General features: G+C 30.1%; 19 protein-coding genes. 6 read left to right on the top strand and 13 right to left on the bottom strand.

What is annotated here, in order from left to right:
• Positions 1-35: 35 nt before the first annotated feature.
• The 3 genes from FIA58_RS16055 to bglX all read right to left on the bottom strand — a co-directional run bounded on the left by FIA58_RS16055 (position 36) and on the right by bglX (position 10,111).
• Positions 36-3,140 (bottom strand): SusC/RagA family TonB-linked outer membrane protein, encoded by a 3,105-nt coding sequence (locus FIA58_RS16055; protein ID WP_140963657.1) that lies wholly within the window; start codon positions 3,138-3,140, stop codon positions 36-38.
• 406 nt (positions 3,141-3,546) lie between these two features.
• Complete coding sequence (locus tag FIA58_RS16060; RefSeq protein WP_140963660.1) at positions 3,547-7,701, bottom strand: hybrid sensor histidine kinase/response regulator transcription factor; 4,155 nt, start codon at positions 7,699-7,701, stop codon at positions 3,547-3,549.
• Positions 7,702-7,828: 127 nt separating this feature from the next.
• Positions 7,829-10,111 (bottom strand): beta-glucosidase BglX, encoded by a 2,283-nt coding sequence (bglX, locus tag FIA58_RS16065; RefSeq protein ID WP_140963663.1) that lies wholly within the window; start codon positions 10,109-10,111, stop codon positions 7,829-7,831.
• A 459-nt stretch (positions 10,112-10,570) separates the two neighbouring features.
• Between bglX and FIA58_RS16070 the strand changes: the two genes are divergently transcribed.
• Positions 10,571-10,942: a group III truncated hemoglobin gene (locus tag FIA58_RS16070; RefSeq protein WP_140963665.1), complete on the top strand. Its 372-nt coding sequence runs from the start codon at positions 10,571-10,573 to the stop codon at positions 10,940-10,942.
• An 18-nt stretch (positions 10,943-10,960) separates the two neighbouring features.
• Here FIA58_RS16070 and FIA58_RS16075 read toward each other — a convergent pair whose 3' ends face one another.
• Positions 10,961-11,164, bottom strand: a complete 204-nt coding sequence (locus FIA58_RS16075; RefSeq protein ID WP_140963668.1) for a hypothetical protein — start codon at positions 11,162-11,164, stop codon at positions 10,961-10,963.
• Positions 11,165-11,685: 521 nt separating this feature from the next.
• On the opposite strand from FIA58_RS16075, the gene FIA58_RS16080 reads away from it, so the two are divergent.
• A complete protein-coding gene (locus FIA58_RS16080; RefSeq protein ID WP_140963671.1) occupies positions 11,686-12,744 on the top strand; it encodes a 3-oxoacyl-ACP synthase III family protein in 1,059 nt (352 codons plus the stop codon).
• Between the two features lie 74 nt (positions 12,745-12,818).
• Here FIA58_RS16080 and FIA58_RS16085 read toward each other — a convergent pair whose 3' ends face one another.
• A complete protein-coding gene (locus FIA58_RS16085; protein ID WP_140963674.1) occupies positions 12,819-14,099 on the bottom strand; it encodes a metal-dependent hydrolase family protein in 1,281 nt (426 codons plus the stop codon).
• 140 nt (positions 14,100-14,239) lie between these two features.
• Between FIA58_RS16085 and FIA58_RS16090 the strand changes: the two genes are divergently transcribed.
• From FIA58_RS16090 to FIA58_RS16105, 4 genes are all read left to right on the top strand, one after another.
• A complete protein-coding gene (locus tag FIA58_RS16090) occupies positions 14,240-14,770 on the top strand; it encodes a class I SAM-dependent methyltransferase (protein WP_140963676.1) in 531 nt (176 codons plus the stop codon).
• Between the two features lie 18 nt (positions 14,771-14,788).
• Positions 14,789-15,640, top strand: coding sequence for a glycosyltransferase (locus tag FIA58_RS16095; protein ID WP_140963679.1), 852 nt, complete (start codon positions 14,789-14,791; stop codon positions 15,638-15,640).
• Between the two features lie 162 nt (positions 15,641-15,802).
• Positions 15,803-16,552 carry an MlaE family ABC transporter permease gene (locus FIA58_RS16100; protein WP_140963681.1) on the top strand — a complete coding sequence of 250 codons (750 nt, stop codon included), beginning with the start codon at positions 15,803-15,805 and terminating at the stop codon, positions 16,550-16,552.
• Positions 16,549-17,319, top strand: a complete 771-nt coding sequence (locus FIA58_RS16105; protein ID WP_140963684.1) for an ABC transporter ATP-binding protein — start codon at positions 16,549-16,551, stop codon at positions 17,317-17,319. The genes FIA58_RS16100 and FIA58_RS16105 overlap by 4 nt, the downstream gene beginning before the upstream one ends.
• Before the next feature lies 1 nt (position 17,320).
• On the opposite strand, the gene FIA58_RS16110 is transcribed toward FIA58_RS16105, so the two are convergent.
• From FIA58_RS16110 to pdhA, 8 genes are all read right to left on the bottom strand, one after another.
• Entirely contained in the window at positions 17,321-18,700 is a 1,380-nt protein-coding gene (locus tag FIA58_RS16110) for a DUF389 domain-containing protein (RefSeq protein WP_140963686.1), read from the bottom strand.
• A gap of 6 nt (positions 18,701-18,706) precedes the next feature.
• Positions 18,707-19,762 (bottom strand): mannose-1-phosphate guanylyltransferase, encoded by a 1,056-nt coding sequence (locus tag FIA58_RS16115; protein WP_140963814.1) that lies wholly within the window; start codon positions 19,760-19,762, stop codon positions 18,707-18,709.
• An 8-nt stretch (positions 19,763-19,770) separates the two neighbouring features.
• On the bottom strand, positions 19,771-20,373 hold the full coding sequence (locus FIA58_RS16120) for a SprT-like domain-containing protein (RefSeq protein ID WP_140963688.1): 603 nt from the start codon (positions 20,371-20,373) through the stop codon (positions 19,771-19,773).
• A 3-nt stretch (positions 20,374-20,376) separates the two neighbouring features.
• The gene (locus FIA58_RS16125; protein WP_140963690.1) at positions 20,377-21,057 is read right to left on the bottom strand and encodes an SDR family NAD(P)-dependent oxidoreductase; all 681 of its coding nucleotides are present in this window, start codon (positions 21,055-21,057) and stop codon (positions 20,377-20,379) included.
• Between the two features lie 2 nt (positions 21,058-21,059).
• Complete coding sequence (locus FIA58_RS16130; RefSeq protein ID WP_140963693.1) at positions 21,060-22,043, bottom strand: M28 family metallopeptidase; 984 nt, start codon at positions 22,041-22,043, stop codon at positions 21,060-21,062.
• 70 nt (positions 22,044-22,113) lie between these two features.
• On the bottom strand, positions 22,114-22,497 hold the full coding sequence (locus FIA58_RS16135; RefSeq protein ID WP_140963695.1) for a DoxX family protein: 384 nt from the start codon (positions 22,495-22,497) through the stop codon (positions 22,114-22,116).
• Between the two features lie 129 nt (positions 22,498-22,626).
• Complete coding sequence (locus tag FIA58_RS16140) at positions 22,627-24,270, bottom strand: pyruvate dehydrogenase complex dihydrolipoamide acetyltransferase (protein WP_140963697.1); 1,644 nt, start codon at positions 24,268-24,270, stop codon at positions 22,627-22,629.
• A gap of 5 nt (positions 24,271-24,275) precedes the next feature.
• Positions 24,276-25,274 carry a pyruvate dehydrogenase (acetyl-transferring) E1 component subunit alpha gene (gene pdhA / locus FIA58_RS16145; protein ID WP_140963700.1) on the bottom strand — a complete coding sequence of 333 codons (999 nt, stop codon included), beginning with the start codon at positions 25,272-25,274 and terminating at the stop codon, positions 24,276-24,278.
• Positions 25,275-25,301: the final 27 nt, after the last annotated feature.

Below are 25,301 nucleotides of genomic sequence, written 5' to 3' on the forward strand. Positions count from 1 at the left end.
ATATCATTTAGTAACACGATATAAATTGTGTTCTATTAAAATTCTAAATTCACTCCAATTGAAGTAGTTCTTGGGGCAGGATACCTTCCTAAATCGATACCGCTTAAGGTAACATTTTGATCTAGATTCCCTAATGCAGGATCGAACCCTGAGTACTTAGTAAAGGTGTATAAATTCTGCACATTAACATAAAGTCTTGCTTTTGAAAAAATAGATTTTCCAAAAACTTTCGTTGGCAAATCATACCCTAAAGAAATATTTTGAATTCTTAGGTAAGAGCCATCTTCTACAAATCGATCAGAAATTCTACCATTCCCATTTGGGTCTGTAAGCGTAATTCTAGGAACATTTGTATTTTCATTTACTCCAACTTCAAAAGCATTAGCTACTTCTGCACTTACATTACTAAATCGATCACCAAAACCAGGATGAATACCATCAATATAATGACGTGTAAAATTATATATATCATTTCCTTGACTTCCTTGAAGTACTATCGATAAATTGAAGTTTTTATATTTGAAATTATTGGATAAAGAGTATGTAAAATCTGGGATTGCACTTCCTATTGGTGCCTGATCTTTAGAATCAATTTTCCCATCTTCATTTATGTCTTTAAATCGTATATCACCAACACCTGTTCCAGATTCTTGAATAGGACCTGCAGCCAATTCGGCATCATTTCTAAATAATCCATCGGTAACATAGCCATAAAATTGACCTACTGGTTCTCCTTCCGTTGTTCTAGTTACAGTAAATTGATCAAACTGTACTTTCCCTAATAACGATTTTCCTAATCCTTGGAAGCTTGTTAATTCATTTGTATATTTAGAAAAAATAACGGTGGTTTCCCAACTAAAATTATCCTTTGAAATATTTTTAGTATTCAAAGACAAGTCAATACCTTTAGTAAGAATTTCTCCAGTATTCAAATAAAAATTAAGTGCACTTTGATTTGATTCATCATTAATTTGTCGTGTTAAGAAATCCGAAGAGTTTTTGATATAATAATCAAAATCAATTTTAATTGCATCACTTAATAATCCCATTTCAAAACCTGCATTGAAGGATTTAAGAGATTCCCATTTTATATCTGGATTCCCTAAATTATCTATTGTAGGAGAAGTTCCTCCAAAAGGCGATGCTATTAAAGACAAAATGGTTTCGTATCGATTAGCTGGTATGTTTTGATTTCCTACGGCACCATAACCTACTCTATACTTTAAGTAGTTAATTATCCCTTTTAAAGGTGTGAAAAAATCTTCATTACTCATTGTCCAACCTCCAGAAAACGATGGAAAATAACCCCATTTATTATTAGGTCCAAAGTTGGAAGAAGCATCTGCTCTTAATGACGCAGAAAAAGAATATTTATCCGAAAAACTATAATTCAATCTAGAAATATAGGACGTCATCGACCATCTTCCCGATCCGTTTCCATTAACGGCTGTATCAATATCTCCAATATCTAAATTATCAAAATTACTACTTAAAAATTCACCTGAACGATATCCACTCAAATATTCATATCTACTTTCTTGAGCTTCTTGACCTAGCAAAAGAGTAAAATTATGATCTTCTTTAATGGTCTTACTATAAGTAAAATAATTTTTGATATTCCAATAAAAGCTTTGATCTTGTTGTTTAAAAGATTTATTTAGGAGTTCGGTAACATTCCCCAAAGTATATTTAGGAGCGAAAGATCTGTTTTTACCAAAATTTAAATCATATCCTAATTCTGTTCTAAATACTAATCCCTTTAATAGATTAATATCCGCGAATAAATTACCATTAATTTTATACCTATAAGTTGTAGCGTTATTGTATTCAGAGAGTGCTATTGGGTTTGAAGCTTCATTTGCAGAAGACCCTATATTCCCCATAGGTCCAGCATAGGATCCGTCAGGAAATCTTACTGGCAATTCTGGTGATTGTCTTAAGGTATTCATCACTAAACCTCCTCTATCGTCATTTCGTACTACTTTTTGGGTAGATTTACTTAATGACATATTATTCCCTATTTTCAACCAAGATTTCACCTCACTATCAACATTTAACCTTAATGATAATCTATTAAAATTGGAATTAAGCACTATTCCTTCTTGATCAAAATAGTTGATAGAAGTATAATATCGTGTTCCTTCTTTTCCTCCTGAAAACGATAATTGGTGGTTATAAATTGTTGCTGTTCTAAAAAGTTCGTCTTGCCAATTAGTTCCATTTCCTAACAAATCTGGGGTTTGGTATTGAAAAGGAATTGGCTGACCGCTTAATTGGTACACTTTAGTTTGATATCTAGCATACTCAGGTAAATCCAAAACGTCTACAAAATTCACAGCCTCTTGAGTACCAATATAAGTTTCATAAGAAATTATAGACCTTCCTTTCTTTCCTTTTTTTGTTGTAATCAACACAACACCATTGGCACCATTGGCACCATAAATTGCAGTAGCAGAAGCATCTTTTAAGATGTCTATAGACTCAATATCTGAAATATTAAGGCCCGATAAGGCAGAATTTTTTGTTTGTCCGTTTCCGCCACCTAGTGCTCCAAATGAAAACGAATCGTTATTTTTATCTGGAAAAACAGGTGTTCCATCTATAACATATAAGGGCTCGTTCCCATTAATCGAAGTGATTCCTCTAATTTGAACCGAAACTCCACCTCCAGGAGTTCCTGAATTTTGAGTAACATTTACACCAGCCGCTTTTCCAATCAAGGCTTGATCAATAGAGGTAAATGGTTTATCTTGTATTTCTGAAGCTTTGATAGACGAAATGGCACCAGTAATATCTTTTCTTTTTGTAGTACCATAACCAATTACAACAACTTCATCTAGTGATTGCGCATCTTCAGACATAGTTACTTCCATTACAGAACCTATTTTTGCAGGTACTTGAATGGTTTTAAAACCTACATAACTGAAAGTAAGCGTAGCACCAGCGGGAACATTACTTAATGAGAATAAACCGTCAAAATCGGTATTTGTTCCATTATTAGTACCGTCCACTACTACACTTACACCTGGCAAAGAAAAACCTCCTGATGTTACTTTACCTTTTACTGTTTGTGCAAAGAAAAAATTTCCCGATAGAAACAAAAATAGAAACAGTAATTTTTTTATTAATTTTTTCTTCATAAAAAGGATTGTTTAGATTTAGTTTTTAGTTAATTGTAATTTTAATTAATAAAATATTAAAAAAAAACATTGTCATGTAACACTCCTTTTTATAAAGCATAATTGACAATAATTTATGTTAAATATTTCTTAACTAAATTACTCTGAATGCAACAAAATTGATAGAACAAATGATGCATTTTATGGTAAATTTGATGCAAAAAAGCCTCAAAAAAAGAGTAATTAAGATTATGGATATAATTATTTATCAAAACAAAAAATAAAGTATTCATAAAAATTAACTTAATTTTTTCTTATAACTATAAATAATTTAAAAATTACAGTCATATTAAAAAGAGAACTCATCTTTATTTTTTTAGACAAATAATGATGAGTTCTCTTTTTAATTAACTTTGATCAAATATCTTTAATCTCTAAAGTTTTTCTCTTGTGTAGGAAGGTGACCGTATTTTATTTTATAGCATTTAGTAAAATAAGAAGGAGAGGTAAAACCAACTTTATAACTAATTTCATTTATATTATTATCTCCTTGTTCAATTAGATATTTAGCTTTTTCTAACCGAACATTTCTGATAAACTCATTGATAGAAACTCCTGTTAGTGTTTTTATTTTTCGATACAACTGACTTCTACTTAAAAAAACTTTTGAAGAAAGTAGTTCCACATTTAATTGAGATTCGCTTATATTTTCATTGATTAGATTTAAAATTTTTTGAATGAATTCTAAGTCTAATGTTGTTGTTTTTTCTTTACCTTGTTTTGTAATTCCAGTATATAACTTATTAAAAATAATTTGTCTACTAGTAATAAGCTGAGCTAAACTTGATTTTAAAATATCCATATCAAATGGCTTACTTAAGTAGATATCTGCTCCTGAATCAATTCCTTCTAAACGGTCTTTTACCATAGCTTTAGCAGAAAGCATCAATAAAGGTATATGGCTTGTTTTTATATTGGTTTTAACTTTTTTACAGAAATCCAATCCATTCATTACAGGCATAATAACATCTGTAATTATTAAATCTGGCAACTTAGAGACAGCTAATTCATATCCTTTTTTACCATTCTCTGCAACGATAATCTTGTATTGTTTTTTTAATTCGCTCTTTAAATAATTTCTTAATTCTGAATTATCTTCAACAATCAAAACAGTATGTTCTTTTTTAATTTCTACTTCATCAATCTCAACATTATTGATTTCTTCAAAAGATTCCGTTTGGAATTTTCCTTTTAAACTTCCCTTTTCAAAAGGTTCTTTACAAATTTGACCTTCTTCAAAATATTCTTTTCCTATTGGAAAAGTTACTGTAAACTTAGTTCCAACTCCTAACATACTTTCGACATCAATCTTCCCTTTGTGCAACTCTACAAATTCTTTTACCACTTCTAAACCAATTCCTGTACTACCATAATAGGCTTTATTCAAATTATTAACTTGATAAAAACGATCAAAAATTCTTTTTAAATCTTTATTATCTAAACCTGAACCAGTATCTTCAATAGCGATAGAATAAGTGGATACTTTTTGAGTTTCCGCATTTAGCAAAAATGTATCTTGAGTGAGTTCTTGTTTTTTTATAGTTACTATAATAGCTCCTCCATCTGGTGTGAATTTAAAAGCATTTGAAATAATATTGAAAATAATTTTTTCAAACATTTTTGGATCCAACCAATCTTCTAAAGTTTCTTCTGAGCATTCAAATGAAACTGTTATGTTTCTAACCAAAGCTTCTTCATCAAAATAACTAATAATTTCTTTTACAAAACCTATAACTTCTAATTTACTTACTTGAAGAGAAATTGTATTAAATTTTAGTTTATTAAAGTCCATTAATTCGTTAATTAATCTAGAAAGTCGATCAGAACTTTTATGAATCGTTTTCAATTTATTGTAAACTGTACTAGACAATTCTTGGCGTTTATTTTTTAATATATCTTCTAAAGGATTAATAATCAACGTAAGAGGTGTTCTAAATTCATGAGAAATATTCGTAAAGAACTGTAATTTTTTATTGTTTAATTTTTCAATTTGAATTGTTTTTTCACGTTCTAAAATAATAGCTTGCTTTGCTTTGAATCGGTTTTGATAGAATCTAACGATATAAAAAGAAAATAATCCTGTAAGAATAAAATAAATTACATACGCATAAGAAGTTTTCCACCATGGAGGCAAAACTGTAATCTTTAATTCTAATGGCTTTTTATTCCAAGAACCTACTCTATTTCCTGATTTTAATTTAAATGTATATTCTCCAGGCTCTAAATTAGTATAGGTAGCTGAACTATTATTCCCTACATAATTCCAATTTTCTTCAAAACCTTCTAAATAATATGCATATTTATTTTTTCTAAAATTATTATAATCTATTCCCGCATATTCAATTGTAAAAACTGATTGTGAATGTTTTAGTGTAACATGATTTGTTTCAGCAATAACTTTAGTTAGTGGTGATTCATTATCATTTGGAGTTACTGATTTATTGAACAATTTAAAATCACTAAAATACAAAAGAGGTTCTTTTTCTGCTTTAATAACTTGATTGGGGTCGAAATAATTCATCCCTTCATAATTACCAAAATACAATTCACCACTATTCCCTTTAAACACTGCGTTATTACTAAACTCGTTTGATAAGAGTCCATCTTCAATTGTAAAATTTATACTTGTTTTATTTTTAATATCTAATTTAGTAATTCCTGAACCTCCACTAATCCATAAATTATCATGATCATCTGCTATTATTGCTCTTACCGATTTTTCCTTTAAACCAGGAAAATCAGTATAGTTTGAAAATGTATTATTTTTTTTATTATAACTAAACAATCCTGCTCCATCTGTTCCTACCCAAATTGTTTTGTCATTTGATTCATATAATGACAAGATAGTATGAATGCTATTGTGTTTTTTCAAATCTTTCATCATTAAATTTTTCATGGATTTAACTTGAAATTCAGATTCTTGTTTTAAACTTACCTTATATAATCCTAAGATAGTTCCTACCCATAACACATCATCAGAATCAACCAAAAGTTTTCTTATATAGGATGAATCCAATTCACTATCCACAAAAGATTTAGACTCGCAATGAAAAAATTTATTTTGAATGGGATCATAATAATGCAATCCTTTAATAAAAGTCCCTATCCAAATCCTTCCTTTAGAATCTTCAGTAAAACAAAAAATACGATTTGATTTAAGTGTAGGTGTATTACTTACGTTATAATTTACAAAAGCATTCGTCCCTTTTTTTAAAAAATACACCCCTTGATTCCAACTTCCCACCCAAATATTTTGTTTACTATCAATAAAAATAGTTTGTATATCATTTGCATCTAAACCTGAATAATAATTTTGATTTTTTTTATTAACTTGGATAAAAGTTTTATCGGCAGGATTGAAGATATCAATTCCACCTCCTTCGCTACTAATTAATAATTTACCAGATTTATCTTTTACTACAGAAGTTACTGAACTCGTTTGTAAGGAATTTTCATTATTTAAAATAGATTCTACAGCCTTAAATTTAGCATTTGGTTTATCAAACACTCCAAATCCTTTATTGTAATATCCTAACCAAATTCTATTCTCTTCATCTTCGTACAATGACCAAACAGAATTTGATTTTAAACTATTATTATTGTATTTACTATGCAAATACTTTTGTTGAACTTCACCATTATAATTTACGATAATTAATCCATGATTTTCAGTACCACAAATGATAAAATTGAGATTACTTTCAATAATTGATAATATTTTATTTGTAGTTATTGGAAAAACTTCAAATTGATAATTATCATTGTCTGGTTTCATTTTAATTAACCCATCTGAAGTAGTACCTAACCAAAGATATCCTTGTTTGTCGACAACTAAAGTTTCAATAGTTTCATAAATGGGCTTTTTTTTGAATTTATCTTTATAAACCTGAACTACTTTATCATTTGCATCTAAACTTAATAAACCATAATTTGAAGCAATATAAATAGTCCCACTTTTCTTTTTAGCGAGGTAGTTTATTTGAGAATCATTTCTCGCTAATAAACCATTTCTAATTTGAGTTGTTTGAAGTGTTTTAAGGTTCACTTTTAAAATACCGTATCCAAAAGTTCCCAGAATTAAATTACCATTATTATCTTCAATTATGCTTTTAACAGTTATTGGTTCATTATACCCTTTAGCGATAACTTCTTCAATATTAATTTTAACAAAACTATCTAAATCTCTGTTATACTTACAAAGACCTTCATCTGTTCCTACCCATAAATTATTATGAGTATCAACATGCATACTGTAAATTAAGTTGCTATTTATTGAACCTTTATTTTTAGCTTCATATTCATATCCTATATAATTAGAGCCATCATATTTAAATAAACCAGCACCATTTGTTCCAATCCATATAAAGCCATACTGGTCTTTTATGATTGTTGATATAGCTCTTTTTGAAGTTGCTTCTTTTATACTTCTAAATTGATAATTTTCAAATTTATTCTGAGAAAACACCAAGTTTAAAGAAAAGGATAAAAGGATAAAGAAATATTTAGTTTGATTTTTACACATTTTAAACTTAGCATTAAAGTTAAATTTATTTAAAAAGTATTCATAAAAAAAACTTTTTCATTAAATTTTTATTCCTACTTTTTTACAGAAACCTTTTTTACTTTATTACTTCGTACTTGTTAAAAAATTATTTTAATTCAAATTTACTCGTCAACCCTTCTATAGAGTTTCCTCCTACCATTATATTAAAGACCCCTTCTTCCACATTAAATGCGCCCTCATTATTATAGAAGCCCATTTCTTTATCTGTTAGCTTAAATACAACCTTTTTTGTTTCTCCTTTTTTTAAAGTTATTAATTCAAATCCTTTTAATTCTTTTACAGGTCTAACAATACTAGCTACTTCATCATTCAAGTATAATTGTACAACTTCTTTCCCATCAAAATTTCCTGTATTAGTAACCTCTACAGAAATTGAAATAACTTCTCCCTTTTTTGGATTTAGATTATTGATTTTTAAATTTTTATATTCAAAAGTTGTATAACTTAAACCATAGCCAAACGAGTACAAAGGACTTTTTTCTGCATCTATATAATGAGACCAAAACACATTATTATCTTTATTTGTTGGTCTTCCCGTATTATATGAATTATAATAAATAGGACATTGTCCTACATTTCTAGGAAAAGACATAGGTAATTTCCCACTCGGATTATAGTCACCATATAAAACTTCTGCAACTGCATTTCCGGTTTGAGTTCCTAATTGCCAAGCTTCTACAATTGCAGGAACATTTTCAGCAGCCCAAGGAATTGAAAGGGGACGACCGTTATTTAAAACCAAAACAATATTTGGATTGACTTCATGAACTTCTTCTAATAATTGCTGTTGATTTCCAGGTAAACCTAATTCAGTTCTACTTCTTCCTTCACCACTTTGAAAGCCAATTTCTCCTAACACCATTATTACAACATCTGCTTCTTTTGCGACTTTTTTAGCGGCTTCAAATCCTGAAAAATCAGTGTAATTTATTTTCACCTCTTGAACAAATAATTGTTTATCTGTAGAAACATCTGTCCCTTTTTCATAAACTAATTTATTGCTTTTATATTTCTGCATTCCTTCTAATACCGAAACTGCTGTATCATCATCAGCTGCAATTCTCCAACTTCCCAATGGACTATTTTTATCACTAGCTAATGCACCAATAAGCGCAATTTTAATTCCTGATTTCTTTAGTGGAAGTAAATTTCCTTCATTTTTCAATAAAACAATCGATTTTTTAGCCATATCCAATACTGCTTCATTATTTGCTTTATTACCAATGGTCTTTTTTTCACGATTTTCATCGCAATATTTATATGGATCATCAAATAAACCCAATTCAAATTTCACTCTTAAAATTCTTCGTACTGCATCATCCACTAAGCTCTCTTTAACTGTGCCATTCTTTACTAATTTCACTAATTCTGTTACATACAGATGAGATTCCATATCCATATCAGAACCCGCTTCAACTGCTTTTGCTGAAGCATCTGCTCCATCAACTGCATATCCATGAGTAATCATTTCTCCAATAGAAGCCCAATCTGAAACCACAAAACCATTAAATTCCCAATCTCCTTTTAAAATATCTCTTTGTAAATAACTATTCCCTGTTGCTGGAACCCCATTTAGGATATTAAACGAATTCATAAATGTACGAACTCCTGCATCTACAGTTGCTTTAAAAGAAGGTAAAACCGTATTATATAATTTTGAAATGCTCATATCTACACCATTATACTCTCTTCCAGCTTCAACAAAACCATAAGCAGCAAAATGTTTAGCACAAGCAGCAATAGTGTTATTTGCATCTAATTTTTCCCCTTGAAAACCTTTTACTCTAGCAATTGCTATTTTACTACCTAAATAAGGATCTTCACCAGCACCTTCCATAACTCTTCCCCATCTAGCATCATTTGAAATATCTACATTGGGTCCGAAAGTCCAATTCAATCCAGAAGCTGAAGCCTCATCCGCAGCTATACTAGCCGATTTTTTAATTGCTTCTAAATCCCAACTTGCTGCTTCTGCCAAAGGAATTGGACTTAATGTTTTATAACCATGAATGACATCAAAACCAAAAATCAATGGAATTCCTAAGCGGGTTTCTTCAACCGCTATCTTTTGAACAGCCAGAACTTCCTTAACACCTCTAACAGACAACATAGAGCCAACCCATCCTTGCTTTAAATGTTCGTATTTTAGTTCTTCAGAACCTGATTCAGGTCTTGGTCCTGTAAAGTCCCAAGTTCCATTGTATTGATTCATTTGACCTACTTTTTCCTCTATCGTCATTTCTTTCATTAAAAATGAAACTCGATCTTCTATTGATAATTTTTTATCTAAATGTTTTTTTAATTGCGCATGGCTTAATGCAACTATACTAAACAACAACAATGAAAATACTTTAACTTGTTTATTCATGTTTTATAATTTTAATTATTGATTTTTTATCTTTTCTTAGTCTTTATTTAGTGTGCTTAAAAACTATAATATTCTATTACTTCTACTATTCTTACTACATGAAATAATTAACTTATGGTCGAGAAAAAACAAAAACCAATTTATTGTTCTACTTTGTAAAAAAAGAATAGTAACTTTAACCATGAAAATTACATACAATTTATTTTTCTAAAGATATTTGTATAATTATCACAATTTAAAGGGTTAAAAATGAGATTTCAATAAATTAACATCTTGTAAAAGTAGGTTTATAGTTAGGTTTTTTAATAGCATTTTTAAAGCATTATATAATATAAATGTTGCATAATTTATACTAAAACGTCAAAATCAAAATAATTAATTTTAAAAGCTGATTGAATTAAACATTTATATTTAATTTAATGAATCCTATTTTTTTAACCATGAACGTAATTTAAAAACATGAAAGATATAACTACAAGAGAAGATATTTTAATTATCATGAGGAAGTTCTATGACAAACTTTTAGCGGATACTACTATTAATTTTTTCTTTACCAAAGTAACTACTGTAGATCAACATTTAGAGGATCATTTTGAAACACTAACAACTTTTTGGGAACAATCTTTATTTTTAAAAGGAGGTTATTCCAATAATATGTTACAAATTCATAAAAACATTCATGAAAAACATTCTCTTTCTAAAGAACATTTTGAAATTTGGTTAAATCATTTATATAGTACTATTGATACTCTTTTCAAAGGAAAGATTGCAGAGCAAATGAAAACCAATGCGCTAAGTATGTCAACTGTAATGCAAATTAAATTTCAATAAAAAGACTGCCCAATTTAATTAGACAGTCTTTTTAACAGTGGTACTTTTAAAATACTTCTTAGCTTCAGAGCATTCAGATGGAATAGCTAATCCCATATTTCCATTTACAAATGAAACTCCATATTTTTGTCCGTCATAGTTCTGACGAATTTGAATAGGTTGCCATTTACATTTTCCAGAAGTTGTTTTCAGTACCGTTATGGCGTAAATTACTCGTCCCAAAGTAACTCCAGAAATTCTGTCTCTTATTGTATTCCATTCTACATCTTTCTAGGTAGCAATATTCAACAGTCTCTGCCCATTTGTTTTTAGCAACATATTCTTTAATCACTTTTAAAGCTTCTTGTTCTAACTTAGTATCTTTAAATTTTAGGAGCAGCTTTAATAAATCAGAACTTATAAAATGCTTTTGTAAGTATTCTATTAACTATTTCTATATAACAATCTGCATCGATTTTAGCACAGGTCACAAAATATATTAACTCAAAAATACAATTTTGAATTATCAATTAGATATACTAACTTTTAAAATCTCATTTTGAGTTTCTAAAAAGAGGTATGAAATTAAATAGGTATGAATCAACTTTACAAATACGTCCTTTAACAACTCATATAATATTGACAATATCTTGTTTTTTTAACTTAATATTGTTAATTTGTCAATAAATCAAAATAATTATATCATTTCAAACTTTTGTTAAGAAATAATCTATAATTTCGTTGTGTTAACCCAAAAAATTACCATGAATATAAAAATAACTGGTTCTGGAAGTTATATTCCTACAGAAATCATATCTAATATTGATTTTGCAAAACATGTCTTTCTAAATGATGATGGAACTCCATTTCCTCATCCAAATGATATTGTAGCTCAAAAATTCCTTGAAATTACAGGAATACAAGAAAGAAGGTATGTTACTAATGACTTAAACACTTCAGACATAGCAGCTTTAGCAGCAAAAAAAGCTATTAAAGATGCTAATATAGATCCAGAAACACTAGATTATATTATTTTTGCTCATAATTTTGGAAACGTAAAAAAAGGAGCTATTCAAGCTGACACACTACCTAGTTTAGCTACAAGAGTTAAATTTGACTTACGTATTAAAAACCCAAAATGTGTAGCATACGACATGCTTTTTGGATGTCCAGGTTGGATTGAAGGAATGATTCAAGCAAAAGCTTTTATTCAATCAGGAATGGCTAAAAAATGTTTGATAATTGGTGCAGAAACGTTATCTAGAGTAGTTGATCCACACGATAGAGATTCTATGATTTATTCTGATGGTGCTGGTGCTACAATACTAGAAGCTACAGATGAAGAAGGCGGAATTTTAGCACATGAATCAGCGAGTTATACTTATGATGAAGCTTATTATTTATTTTTTGGCAACTCTTTTAATAAAACACACAATCCTGATGTCCGTTATATAAAAATGCATGGTCGTAAAATTTATGAATTTGCTTTAAGCAATGTTCCAAAAGCTATGAAAGAATGCTTAGATACTAGTGGAATAGCAATTAATGACGTTAAAAAAATATTGATCCATCAAGCTAATGAAAAAATGGATGAAGCTATCATTCATCGTTTTTATAAATTATACAAACAAACTCCTCCTAACGATGTTATGCCTATGAGTATTCATCGATTAGGAAATTCTAGTGTAGCTACTGTTCCTACATTATATGATTTATTAGTCAAAGGGGAAATTGAAAATCACAGTTTAAATAAAGGTGATGTTATCTTATTTGCTTCTGTGGGTGCAGGAATGAATATAAATGCAGTTACATATAGAATGTAATCTTAATATTATAAAATAGAAAGAGAATACAGATATTATAGAATTCCCTTTCTATTTTATAACATGCAATCTAATTATTTATTTTTAAAAACCTTTCCAGCCTTCATAACAAAAGTAACTTCCCCCATTACTACGACGTCTTTTATTGGATCACCATCAACAGCAATAATATCTGCAAACTTCCCTTTTTCTAGCGTTCCAATACTTTCAGATTGACCTAATAAATCAGCAGCATTTATTGTAGCTGTTTTTAAAATTTCCATAAAAGGCATCCCAACTTCATTCATATAAATAAACTCTTTCCAGTTATCTCCATGAGCAAAAACTCCAGCATCAGTACCAAAGGCAATTTTAACACCATATTTATAAGCTCTTTCAAAGGTATTTTGAATTTTAGGACCTATAGCTAAAGCTTTAGGCACAACTATGTCGGGATAATAATTAGGAATTTTCGCAAATTGCCCTACTGCTTTCCCTGCAGTTACTGTGGGAACCAAATACGTTCCGTACTCTTTCATTAATTGCATTACATCTTCACTCATATACGTTCCATGTTCTATAGAATGTACTCCTCCAATCACAGCTCTTCTCATAGCTTCTTCACCGTGACAATGCGCTGCAACTTTAAAACCATAATCATTAGCTGTTTTTACAATTGCCTGAATTTCTTCTATTGTAAACTGAGAATTTTCTCCACTTTTAGCCACGCTCAGAACACCTCCAGAAGCTGTAATTTTAATTAAATCACTTCCCTCTTTATAACGTTGTCTTACAGCTTTTACACATTCATCAGCTCCATTTGCCACACCAGATTCTGGTCCGGGATTTCCCATTAAATCACTACGATAACCATTTGTTGGATCAGCATGACCACCTGTTGAAGCAATGGTTTTTCCAGCCGTAAAAACTCTGGGACCATTAACCAACCCAGCTTCTATTGCTCTCCTCAACGAAATATTTACATTGGTTCCTCCTAAATCTCTTACTGTTGTAAAACCAGCCATCAGTGTTTTCTCAGCATAACCAATAGAACGATAAGCGATATCTGCTTCATTCATTGTAAACTCTTCCAAATATTGCTTGGCATTTGTTTCATGTTCCAAATGCACATACATATCAATTAAACCTGGCATGACTGTTTTGGCAGATAAATCATAAAAAGTATCATTTCTACCAATAGCTACTTTTTTATCAGTAATATTTTCAATTTTATCATCTATAACTACAATAGTCATATTATTGAGAATCTTATTGTTTTTTACATCTACAAATTTTCCACATTGAATTATAGTTTTGTTTTGAGCAAATAAGATAGTTGCCAAAAACAACCATACAATTGAAATTATTTTCTTCATTTTGTTTTTGTTTAGTATGGTTAAAAATACAAAAAAACAACTTCATAAAATAATCATTTTAAAAGCACTGAAATCTTTGTAACTTTACCAACAAATATTATAATTTATTAACGAAAGCTTATTTCGTTATCGCAATAACTATGTACGAAAAGACATTTCCAAATAAACGTTTTAGAATTACGTTGGCATTTTTAAAAAAACACATTCCAACATCAGAAACTATTTTAGATTTAGGTGTTTCCAATCCCTTTTCTAAAATTATGGAAGAGAATGGATATTCTGTAATCAATACTAAAGGAGAAGATTTAGATAACGACCAAAGCACTTTAAAAAATGAAAAATATGGTGTTTTTACAGCTTTTGAAATTTTCGAACATCTTTTAAATCCTTACACTATTTTAGAAAATGTAAAGTGTGATAAAGTATTTATTTCGATACCAATGCGATTATGGTTTTCATCAGCCTATAGAAGTAAAACTGATAAATGGGACAGACATTATCATGAATTTGAAGATTGGCAATTAGACTGGTTATTAGAAAAGACAGGATTTAAAATTATAGATAGTGTTCAATTTACGCATCCTGTTAAAAAAATAGGCTTTAGACCTTTGTTACGCTATTTTACACCAAGATATTATTTGGTTTATGCTGAAAAAGTGGTTAATAATTAGTAAAAAGTGATTAGCAAAATGAATTATCAAATAATCATTCCAGCTCATAACGAAGAGCAGTTTATTGGTTTAACCTTAGATTCTTTGGTTAATCAAACTGTTTTGCCTTCTAAAGTTATTGTGGTAGATGATAATTCTACAGATACTACTTCCGAAATTGTAAAATCGTATATTGATAAACATTCTTATATTTCATTAGTAAATAAAAATTCGGAAGCTATACACTTACCAGGGAGCAAAGTTATTCAAGCTTTTCATGAGGGAGAGAAACACATTGATGATAATTACGATATTATTGTAAAAGTAGATGCCGATTTAATTTTTCCTGCTAATTACTTTGAAACTATTATCAATCATTTTAAGTCTGATGATAGCATTGGAATGGTTGGTGGTTTTGCTTACATTGAAAAAGATGAAAAATGGATTTTAGAAAACTTAACCGATAAAGATCATATACGTGGTGCTTTTAAAGCATATCGAAAAACTACTTTTAAACAAATAGGAGGTTTAAAACCTGCTATGGGTTGGGATACAGTAGATGAATTATTATGCAAATTCTACTATTGGAAAGTGGTAACTGACACCTCTTTACATGTAAAACACTTAAAACCCACTGGAGCTAATTATAATAAAGCGTCTCGTTATAAACAAGGTGAGGCTTTTTATAGTTTGGGTTATGGTTTTATGATTACTGTGATTGCGTCCCTAAAACTAGCTTTAAAAAAGAAAAAACCTTTATTGTTTTTAGACTACATAAAAGGATTTTGGAAAGCAAAATCTTCTAACAAAGATTTATTAGTAACTAAAGAACAAGCTACTTTTATACGAAAATATCGTTGGCAAAAAATGAAGGAGAAAATTTTAAAATGATCTTTTATATGTGTTAGTGATGGTAACGGCATCCTTTTGTGTAATATAATGAAGCAAAAGATATAGTGAATAGCACGACCTGAAAGGTAACGCCCAAAAAAACTTTTGACTTATCACTCACAACTCGTAACTTCTTATTATTTTAGCAGATATTTATAAACCATGATGCTCATTCGTTACTTATCACAAATAGGAAGGTATTTTATTATGCTCAAAGAGGTTTTTAACAAACCCACCAAATGGAGCGTGATGAAACAACTCATTTTAAAAGAGATTGATGATTTAATTATTGACTCTTTAGGAATTGTATCTTTCATCTCATTTTTCGTTGGTGGAGTTGTTGCTATTCAAACCGCTTTAAACCTAACCAACCCTCTAATTCCTAAATATTTAATTGGTTTTGCAACAAGGCAATCGGTTATTTTAGAGTTTGCACCTACATTTATTTCGGTTATTATGGCTGGGAAGATGGGTTCCTTTATTACTTCTAGTATTGGAACCATGCGTGTGACTGAACAAATAGACGCTTTAGAAGTAATGGGAGTGAACTCCTTAAATTATTTGGTCTTTCCAAAAATAATAGCCCTTTTACTGTATCCTTTTGTTATTAGTTTAAGTATGTTTTTAGGTGTTTTTGGTGGTTATATTGCTGGTGTTTACGGTGGTTTTACCTCTAGCGCTGAATTTATTCAAGGGATTCAAACTGAATTTATTCCTTTTCATATTGCTTACGCTTTTATAAAAACAATTGTTTTTGCATTAATACTTGCTACTATTCCTTCTTTTCATGGTTTTTATATGAAAGGTGGTGCTCTTGAAGTAGGGAAAGCCAGTACGGTAGCGTTTGTTTGGACATCAGTAGTTATTATTTTAATGAATTATATATTAACCCAACTTCTTTTAAGCTCATGATAGTCGTAAATAACTTGGAAAAAACATTTGGAGATCAGAAAGTTTTAAAAGGCATCACAACTAGTTTTGAAGCTGGTAAAACCAATTTAATCATAGGTCAAAGTGGTTCTGGAAAAACTGTCTTTTTGAAGTCGTTATTGGGTATTCACACTCCTGAAACAGGAACCATTGAATTTGACGGAAGAATTTACTCCAATTTAACAGATGATGAAAAAAGGGAATTACGTACCGAAATAGGAATGGTTTTCCAAGGAAGTGCTTTATTTGACAGCATGACTGTCGAAGAAAATATTGGTTTTCCTTTGAAAATGTTTACCAAAAAAACGGCCACTGAAATTAAGGAGCGTGTTAATTTTGTAATTGACAGAGTCAATCTTATTAATGCAAATGATAAAAAACCTTCAGAAATTTCTGGAGGAATGCAAAAGCGTGTTGCAATTGCTCGTGCTATTGTAAATAATCCAAAATATTTGTTTTGCGATGAACCTAACTCTGGTTTAGATCCTAAAACTGCTATAGTAATTGATAATTTAATTAAAGAAATTACAGAAGAATACAATATCACTACAGTAATTAATACTCATGATATGAATTCTGTGATGGAAATTGGTGAGAAAATTATATTCTTAAAAAATGGGTTATTAGAATGGGAAGGTTCTAACAAAGAAATTTTTAAAACTGATAATGAAGCAGTAACAGATTTTGTATATTCTTCAGAACTGTTTAAAAAAGTTAGAAAAATGTATTTAGAAGAAGATACTAATTAAATTATTCTGACTTAACTACAACTTTCTTATTCTTCATTTTTTGGATTAACCAATTCTGATATTTGGTTGTTTCTTTACTAATTTCACTTTTCTTAGTTTTTGCATCCCATTTTAAAACAAAATTAGGAATAGTATCGATTTTTTTAAAATCCGTAGAAATACGGTTGTAGAAGGTTATTGAAGTAATATTAGAATTTAGGCTTTTTATTTCTTTAGAAACTTCATCAAAAGAAATACTCATATTTGAGTTTAGTTTCGTTTTCAACTCATAAATTTCTTTATCTTTATTAACCAATTGTTCTTCTTTTTTGACCAATAATTGCTGAGTCGTTAAATATGAATTTTCAATTTCACTTAAACGACTTAATGTCTCCTTGTTCTCCACATCTTGTAAAACTTTAAAACTAACGTTTTCATAACCTAGTTTCTTCATTTTATTTTGAATTTTATCTATATCTTCTTTTCCTAAGCTTTTTCCTAAAACTGCGAATTCTACAATATTGTCTTTATAATTGGAATCTACATCTAAAATACTTATTCCTTTATCTTCTTTTAATTCCAATAAAACACCATTTACTTTTTGCTCAAAGTCAGATTTTTTATACAATTGGTAAAACATAAAAACACTTGGTAAAAAAATAAGTAATGCTAAAAATGTTAGTCCTTGAGAAATTCTCTTTTTACGAAGTTTATCCGCATATTCTTTAAGGGGAAATTTTAAAAATTTAACAACTATATAAGTAGCAGATGCAATAAAAATAGTATTTATTGAAAACAAAAAAATAGCTCCTCCAAAATATGCCCAATGTCCAGTTGCTAAACTAAAACCAGCAGTACATAGTGGTGGCATTAATGCTGTAGCAATAGCAACACCTGCAATTGTATTAACTGATTTATTTCTTCGACTTAATGCTATAATTAAGGCCAAACCACCTGAAAGAGCAATAATTACATCTAAAACATTAGGTGCTGTACGCGCTAAAAGTTCTGGAGTTTCGTTTTTAAACAATGGAATACTGAAAAACAAAAAGGATGTAGTTAAGCTCAACACAACCATTACTCCAAAGTTTTTCAACGATTTTCTTAATAAATCTAAATCATTAATCCCTAAGGAAAGCCCCATTCCTAATATTGGCCCCATTAGTGGAGAAATCAACATGGCTCCAATTACAACAGCTGTTGAACTAACATTTAAACCAGTAGAAGCTATCAAAATGGAGAAAATTAAAATCCATGCATTTTGACCTTTCATATCAATTCCAGACTTAATATCTTCAATTGTAGCTAAACGGTCTGTATCTGTTGAAATATCAAAAATTCCTCTAAGAAATAATTTTATTCTTTTCGAAAGATCGCCAAATGAATTGTTGTTACCCTCCATAATTTCTTACTTTAATTTAGCTACTATCTTTTTTATATCTTGTTCTTTACTTTTTGGATAAATCAATAAAACATGTTCTTTGTCTACCACTATAAAATCATTAAGACCATCAATAACCACTAGTTTTTTCCCTTCTGTACGAATTATATTATGAGATGCATTTTCTAAAAAGACATTTGCATTTACAACTGCATTATTATTTATATCCTTAGGAAGTTTATCGTATAACGACCCCCATGTTCCTAGATCGTTCCAATCAAAAGTAGCAGACATTACAAAAACATTTTGCGCTTTCTCTAAAATAGCATAATCTATTGATATGTTTTCAGCTAAAGGATAATTCTCAGCAATAAAAGTTTTTTCTTCATCTGTATTATAGGCTTCATATCCCCTTAAAAAATGCTGATACATCTCTGGTTGAAAAATTTGAAAGGCATTCAAAATGGATTTTATACTCCAAATAAAAATCCCTGCATTCCATAAAAAGTTTCTACTTTGAATAAATTGACGAGCAGTTGCATAATCTGGTTTCTCTCTAAACTGAATCACCTTTTTTACAGGTCTACTATCCAATTTATCGTATTCAATATAACCATATCCAGTGTTTGGAAAGGTAGGTAAAATTCCTAAAGTCATTAAATTATCTTGAGATTCACAAAAATCAAAAGAATGTTGAATATTTGAAATAAATTGCATTTCATCTTCAATCCAATGATCACTTGGCGCTACTAAAACGACAGCATTAGGGTTTTTCTTTTCTATTTTAAGTGATGCATACAAAATACAAGGAGCTGTATTACGCATAGCTGGTTCTAAAATAATTTGTTCTTGCTTAACAGAGGGCAATTGCTCTAAAACAATATCATTATAACTTTCATTAGTTAAAATCAATATATTCTCTTTAGGAATAATTTGAGAAAGCCTAGCAAATGTTTTTTGAATCAAAGTCTCTCCAGTTCCTAGCATATCATGAAATTGCTTTGGAAAATCGGTTGTGCTTACTGGCCAAAAACGAGACCCTACTCCTCCAGCCATTAATATTGCGTAATAATTTTTATTCATCATTTATTTTAATTTGGTACAACTTCTACTTCAGCATTAGGTTGAAATAAAAACATTCTACCTGTTTGCAATTCAATACATTCATATCTTTTAACACGAAGTGCTATTTTCTTAAAAACCTTTCCGTTATGAATTCTAAAATGTGAACCATATGGTATCTCAAAGATATAATTTTTATCTGACTCTTTCTCATCATATTGTTTTAAGGCCAATGATAATGTTGCATCTGTATCGCTACTAGCTTTCGGGTTTTTAAAATGTCTTGCTAAAAGGGGTAATAACTGATTAGGAAAAATTTCTGGTCTAATAAATGGCATCATTAATTGTTGAAACGTAAATTTCCATTCTTCTCCATGTGGCTTAATATACCTTCCGTATTTCTCAAAAGCTACTAAATGTGCAATTTCATGAATTAAAGTTATTAAAAAACGGTATTTATTTAAACTAGCATTAACTGTTATCTGGTGAAATCCATTAGCATTCTTCCTATAATCACCATGACGAGTTACTCGTTCATTTACAATTTTTAAATGAACATGATTGGCTTTGATTAATTCAAAACAAGATTGAACTGCGTGTTCTGGTAAATATTTTTTTAAAACGTCACTCAATTTTTATGGTGTAGTTGATGAAACTTGTAAGACTTTTCCATTGTAGAACATATTTCCTGTCAATGCAAAATTAAAAATATAATCTGCCATTTCCTTCGCAGATACTGGAGCTTCATAGCCTGGAAAGGCTTCTTGTAACATTTCAGTATTTACAGAACCTAATGCTAAAACATTAAAAGTAATTCCTTTATCTTTATATTCTTCTGCTAACAATTCTGAAAGTGTAATTACAGCACCTTTACTCGAACTGTATGCAGCTAAACCAGAAAATTTCATACTTCCTTGAATACCTCCCATAGAACTAATCGTCACAACATGACTACCTTTTTGAAGAAATGGAATACAAATCCGAGTCAATTCAGCTACAGCAAAAACATTTACCTTATATACTTGTTCAAAGTCTTTTGATGATAAATTTTCAAAAGGTTTATGAATTAATAAACCTGCATTATGAATAATTATATCCACTTTACTATTCCAAGATTGACTTACAAACTGTTCAATTTTTAACAATTCTTCTTCAATAGAAATATCAATGCTTAAACAAGTAATATTTTGATTTCCTAAGAACTCTTTAGGTGTTTTTCTTGAAATAGCAAGAATTTGATGGCCTTCATTAGCAAATTGCAAAGCCAACTCATATCCAATCCCTCTTGATGTTCCAGTTATAATTATGTTTTTCATTATTACTTCATTTGAATTTCCTTTGTTTCTGCATTCATCATGGCTTCTAAAACAGGAATAGTTTTATTAATAACATTTGTCATATGTTTTGTATCCATTAATTCAAATTCATCATCTGGCTGATGATAGAATTGAAAATTTTCAAAATCAAAAGTAGAAACCGTTTGAGCAGGAACATCAAATTCAGTAAAAAAAGGATAATTATCTGATGCTCTAAACAATTGATATTGTGTTTCTGCTGGTATGTAACCAATTAATTTTTCACCTGAATAATCATTCATTATTTGAGCCATATTACTCTTTCCAAAACCAGTTAGATACAACAACATATCTTCTCTATTCATCTTAACACCTATCATTTCATAATTAAACATAAAATACAGATTTAGATTTTGTTCTTTTAGTTTTTTAGCCAAATGTTTTGACCCCAAAAGTCCTTTTTCCTCAGCAGAAAAGAAAGTAATAATCAAACTACGTTTGTTCGTTTTATTTTTTGCAAAATACTTCATTACTTCAGTTACAGCTGTTGTTCCTGAAGCATTATCATTAGCTCCATTAGCTATATCATCTCCATTCACCGCTTTAATTCTCCCAATATGATCGTAATGTGCTCCAATAATTACAAATTCATTCTTCAATTTTGAATCATTTCCTTCAATAAAACCAACAACATTATAAGCTGGTCTATCAAAATTAGAAAGTGTATCCTTATATGTTTTAAAATAAGGTTTTACTCCATTTTCTTTTAGTAGATTTTCTAGATAAGCACTCGCCTTTTCAATTCCTTCACTTCCAGTATTTCGCCCTTCTAGTTCGTCAGAAGTTAAAAATTTAAGTGTTTTTGAAACATTTTCTTCTTTTACAAAATCTATTTTAGCTACAGTATTAACAATAGCAACATCGTCAGTTGGAATATTAGAAACAATAGGTTTAGCACCTCCACAAGCTACAAGAAGTAAACTTGTAAAAAAAGATATTTTTTTCATTTTTTTTATTTTCGTAAAAATAATAAAATCCTGACAATATCGATATTTTTAGGAGTAGAAGATTTAAAATCTACATCTTAAGCTTTGTTAAATCAAGAATTTTATTCTTATTAATATATACTAAAACAAAACAACAGATAAAAGTAATAATTGCCAACACAAATAAAAAACCTCCATCGTTTTGAACTTCTATCCCTAAAATAGTTAAATGAGACACTATAGCTCCCAACATTGTTACCATACCTAGCAACGCTCCAATTAAAGTTGTTCTAGGTATTATAATCAATAGAGAAGCAATTAGCTCAACTATACCAGAACCTATTCTTCCATAGGGTTCAATTCCTAAAGTAGAAAATATATAAACACTTTCAGAGGCTCCTGTAAATTTAAAGAATAAAGTTTGCAGTAAAATAATTACCGCTATAAGCTTAACAAATAAAATTATTTTCATCATAATGAAGTTTCAATTCAAAACAAAAGTAATTGATATCTATAAACTAAAATGTTAGCTAGAGTACTTTAGTTTAATAAACAAAAAAAATCCCGCTTAGACGGGATTTTCATATGATATATACTATTTCAATTAAGCCAACATAGTAACTGGATTTTCCATAAAAGCCTTAAGTGTTTGTAAAAATTGAGCTCCTGTTGCTCCATCAACTGTTCTATGATCACATGCTAATGTTACCGTCATTGTATTTCCTACAACAATCTGCCCATTTTTAACAACTGGCTTTTCAACTATTGTACCAACAGATAAAATGGCAGAGTTTGGTTGATTAATAATAGATGTGAAAGATTGAATACCAAACATTCCAAGATTTGAAATAGTAAAAGTACTTCCTTCCATTTCTGCAGGTTGAATTTTCTTTGCTTTAGATCTACCAGCCATATCTCTTACATTTGCTCCAATTTGAGTTAAACTCATTAGGTCTGTAAATTTCAATACTGGAACCACTAAACCATCTTCAACAGCCACAGCAACACCAATATTCACATGATGATTAATAATCATAGCCTCATCTTTCCATTGTGAATTAACTTGTGGGTGCTTTTTTAATGCCATAGCACAAGCTTTGATAACCATATCATTAAAAGACACTTTTGTATCAGGAAGCGAATTAATCATCGTTCGAGAAGCAATAGCGTTATCCATATCTAACTCAATAGTTAAATAATAATGAGGTGCCGTAAATTTAGACTCTGCTAAACGTTTAGCAATAACTTTACGCATTTGCGAATTCTTAATTTCCTCTTGGTATACTTCTCCTGCTGGAACGAATGGTTTTACCGTTGCAACAGAATTTGTAGCTTCTTTAACTGCTTCCGAAGAACTATTTGAAGCAGAAACGCTTGAAGTACTAGATGAAGTAAAGTTCTCTACATCTGATTTTACAATTCTACCGTTCTCACCAGAACCTTTAACTTGCGATAAGTTAATTCCTTTTTCTTCAGCTATTTTTTTAGCTAATGGAGATGCAAATATTCTACCAGATGAATTAGTATCTGTATTTTGAACATTTGGTGAAGAATTCTCAGATTTCACTTCTGTTTTCACTTCTTCTTTTACAGATGTATTTTCCGAATCACCTGATTTATAATTAGCCACAACTCCAGAAACATCTGTCCCTTCAGGTCCAAGAATTGCTAAAACACTATCCACAGGAGCAGACTCACCCTCCTGAACTCCAATATAAAGCAATGTACCTGCATTAAATGACTCAAACTCCATTGTAGCCTTATCGGTTTCTATTTCTGCAAGAATATCTCCTTCAGAAATAGCATCGCCTACTTTTTTTAACCAAGTTGCTACAGTTCCCTCAGTCATTGTATCACTCAAACGAGGCATTGTAACGACTATAACTCCTTCTGGTAAAGTTGAACTTGATTTTAATTCTTTCTCTTTTGTTTCTCCAGTATTTTCAGGCTCAGATGAAGACTCTTTTTCTTCTGCTTTATTATCTTTTAACAAGCTTGAAACATCTTCTCCTTCATCACCTATAATTGCTAAAAGTGAATCTACAGGAGCTGTTTCACCTTCGTTAATACCAATATGTAATAAAGTTCCTGCGTTAAACGATTCAAACTCCATTGTAGCTTTATCGGTTTCTATTTCTGCTAAAATGTCGCCTTCTTGAATTTTATCTCCAACTTTTTTAAGCCATGTTGCCACGGTTCCTTCTGTCATCGTATCGCTTAAACGAGGCATTGTAATTACTGTTGCCATAGTGCTTATAATTTATGAGGTAAAAATGGATAATTTTCTTGTTCGTATACTACATCATACATAACATTCAATTCTGGATAAGGAGATTCTTCAGCAAATTTTTCACATTCGCTAACTAAATCCCTTACTCTTTTATCAATTGCTTCGATTTCTTCTTCGGTAGCATAATTATTTTCTTTAATAACATCTAAAACTTGAGTAATAGGGTCAATTTTTTTATATTCTTCAACTTCTTCTTTAGTTCTATAATGTTGTGCATCAGACATTGAATGTCCTCTGTAACGGTATGTTTTCATTTCTAAGAATGTTGGCCCATCACCTCTTCTTGCTCTTTCAATTGCTTCATACATAGCTTCGGCAACTTTAATTGGATTCATTCCATCAACTGGTCCACAAGGCATTTCATATCCTAATCCTAATTTCCAAATATCAGTGTGGTTTGCTGTTCTTTCTACCGAAGTCCCCATAGCATATCCATTATTCTCAACGATAAACACAACTGGCAACTTCCACAACATAGCCATGTTAAAAGTTTCATGTAAAGAACCTTGACGTGCTGCTCCATCACCAAAATAAGTCATTGTAACTCCACCAGTTTCAAAATATTTATCTCCAAAAGCCAAACCTGCTCCTAATGGAATTTGACCTCCAACAATCCCATGTCCTCCGTAGAAACCATGTTCTTTAGAAAAAATATGCATAGAACCTCCTAAACCTTGAGAAGTACCTGTTGCTTTACCTAAAAGCTCAGCCATAATTCTTCTTGGATCAACTCCCATACCTATTGGCTGTACGTGATTACGATAAGCCGTTATCATTTTATCTTTTGACAAATCCATTGCATGTAAAGCACCTGCTAACACGGCTTCTTGTCCATTATATAAATGCAGAAATCCTCTCACTTTTTGTTGAATGTAAAGTGCAGCTAGTTTATCTTCAAACTTTCTCCAAAATTGCATTTCTTCATACCATTTCAGGTAAACTTCTTTTGTTATTGGTTTCATTTGTTTATGAATTAAATTGGATTATTT

The organism is Flavobacterium jejuense (genome assembly GCF_006491595.2).
Taxonomy (GTDB): Bacteria; Bacteroidota; Bacteroidia; order Flavobacteriales; family Flavobacteriaceae; genus Flavobacterium; species Flavobacterium jejuense.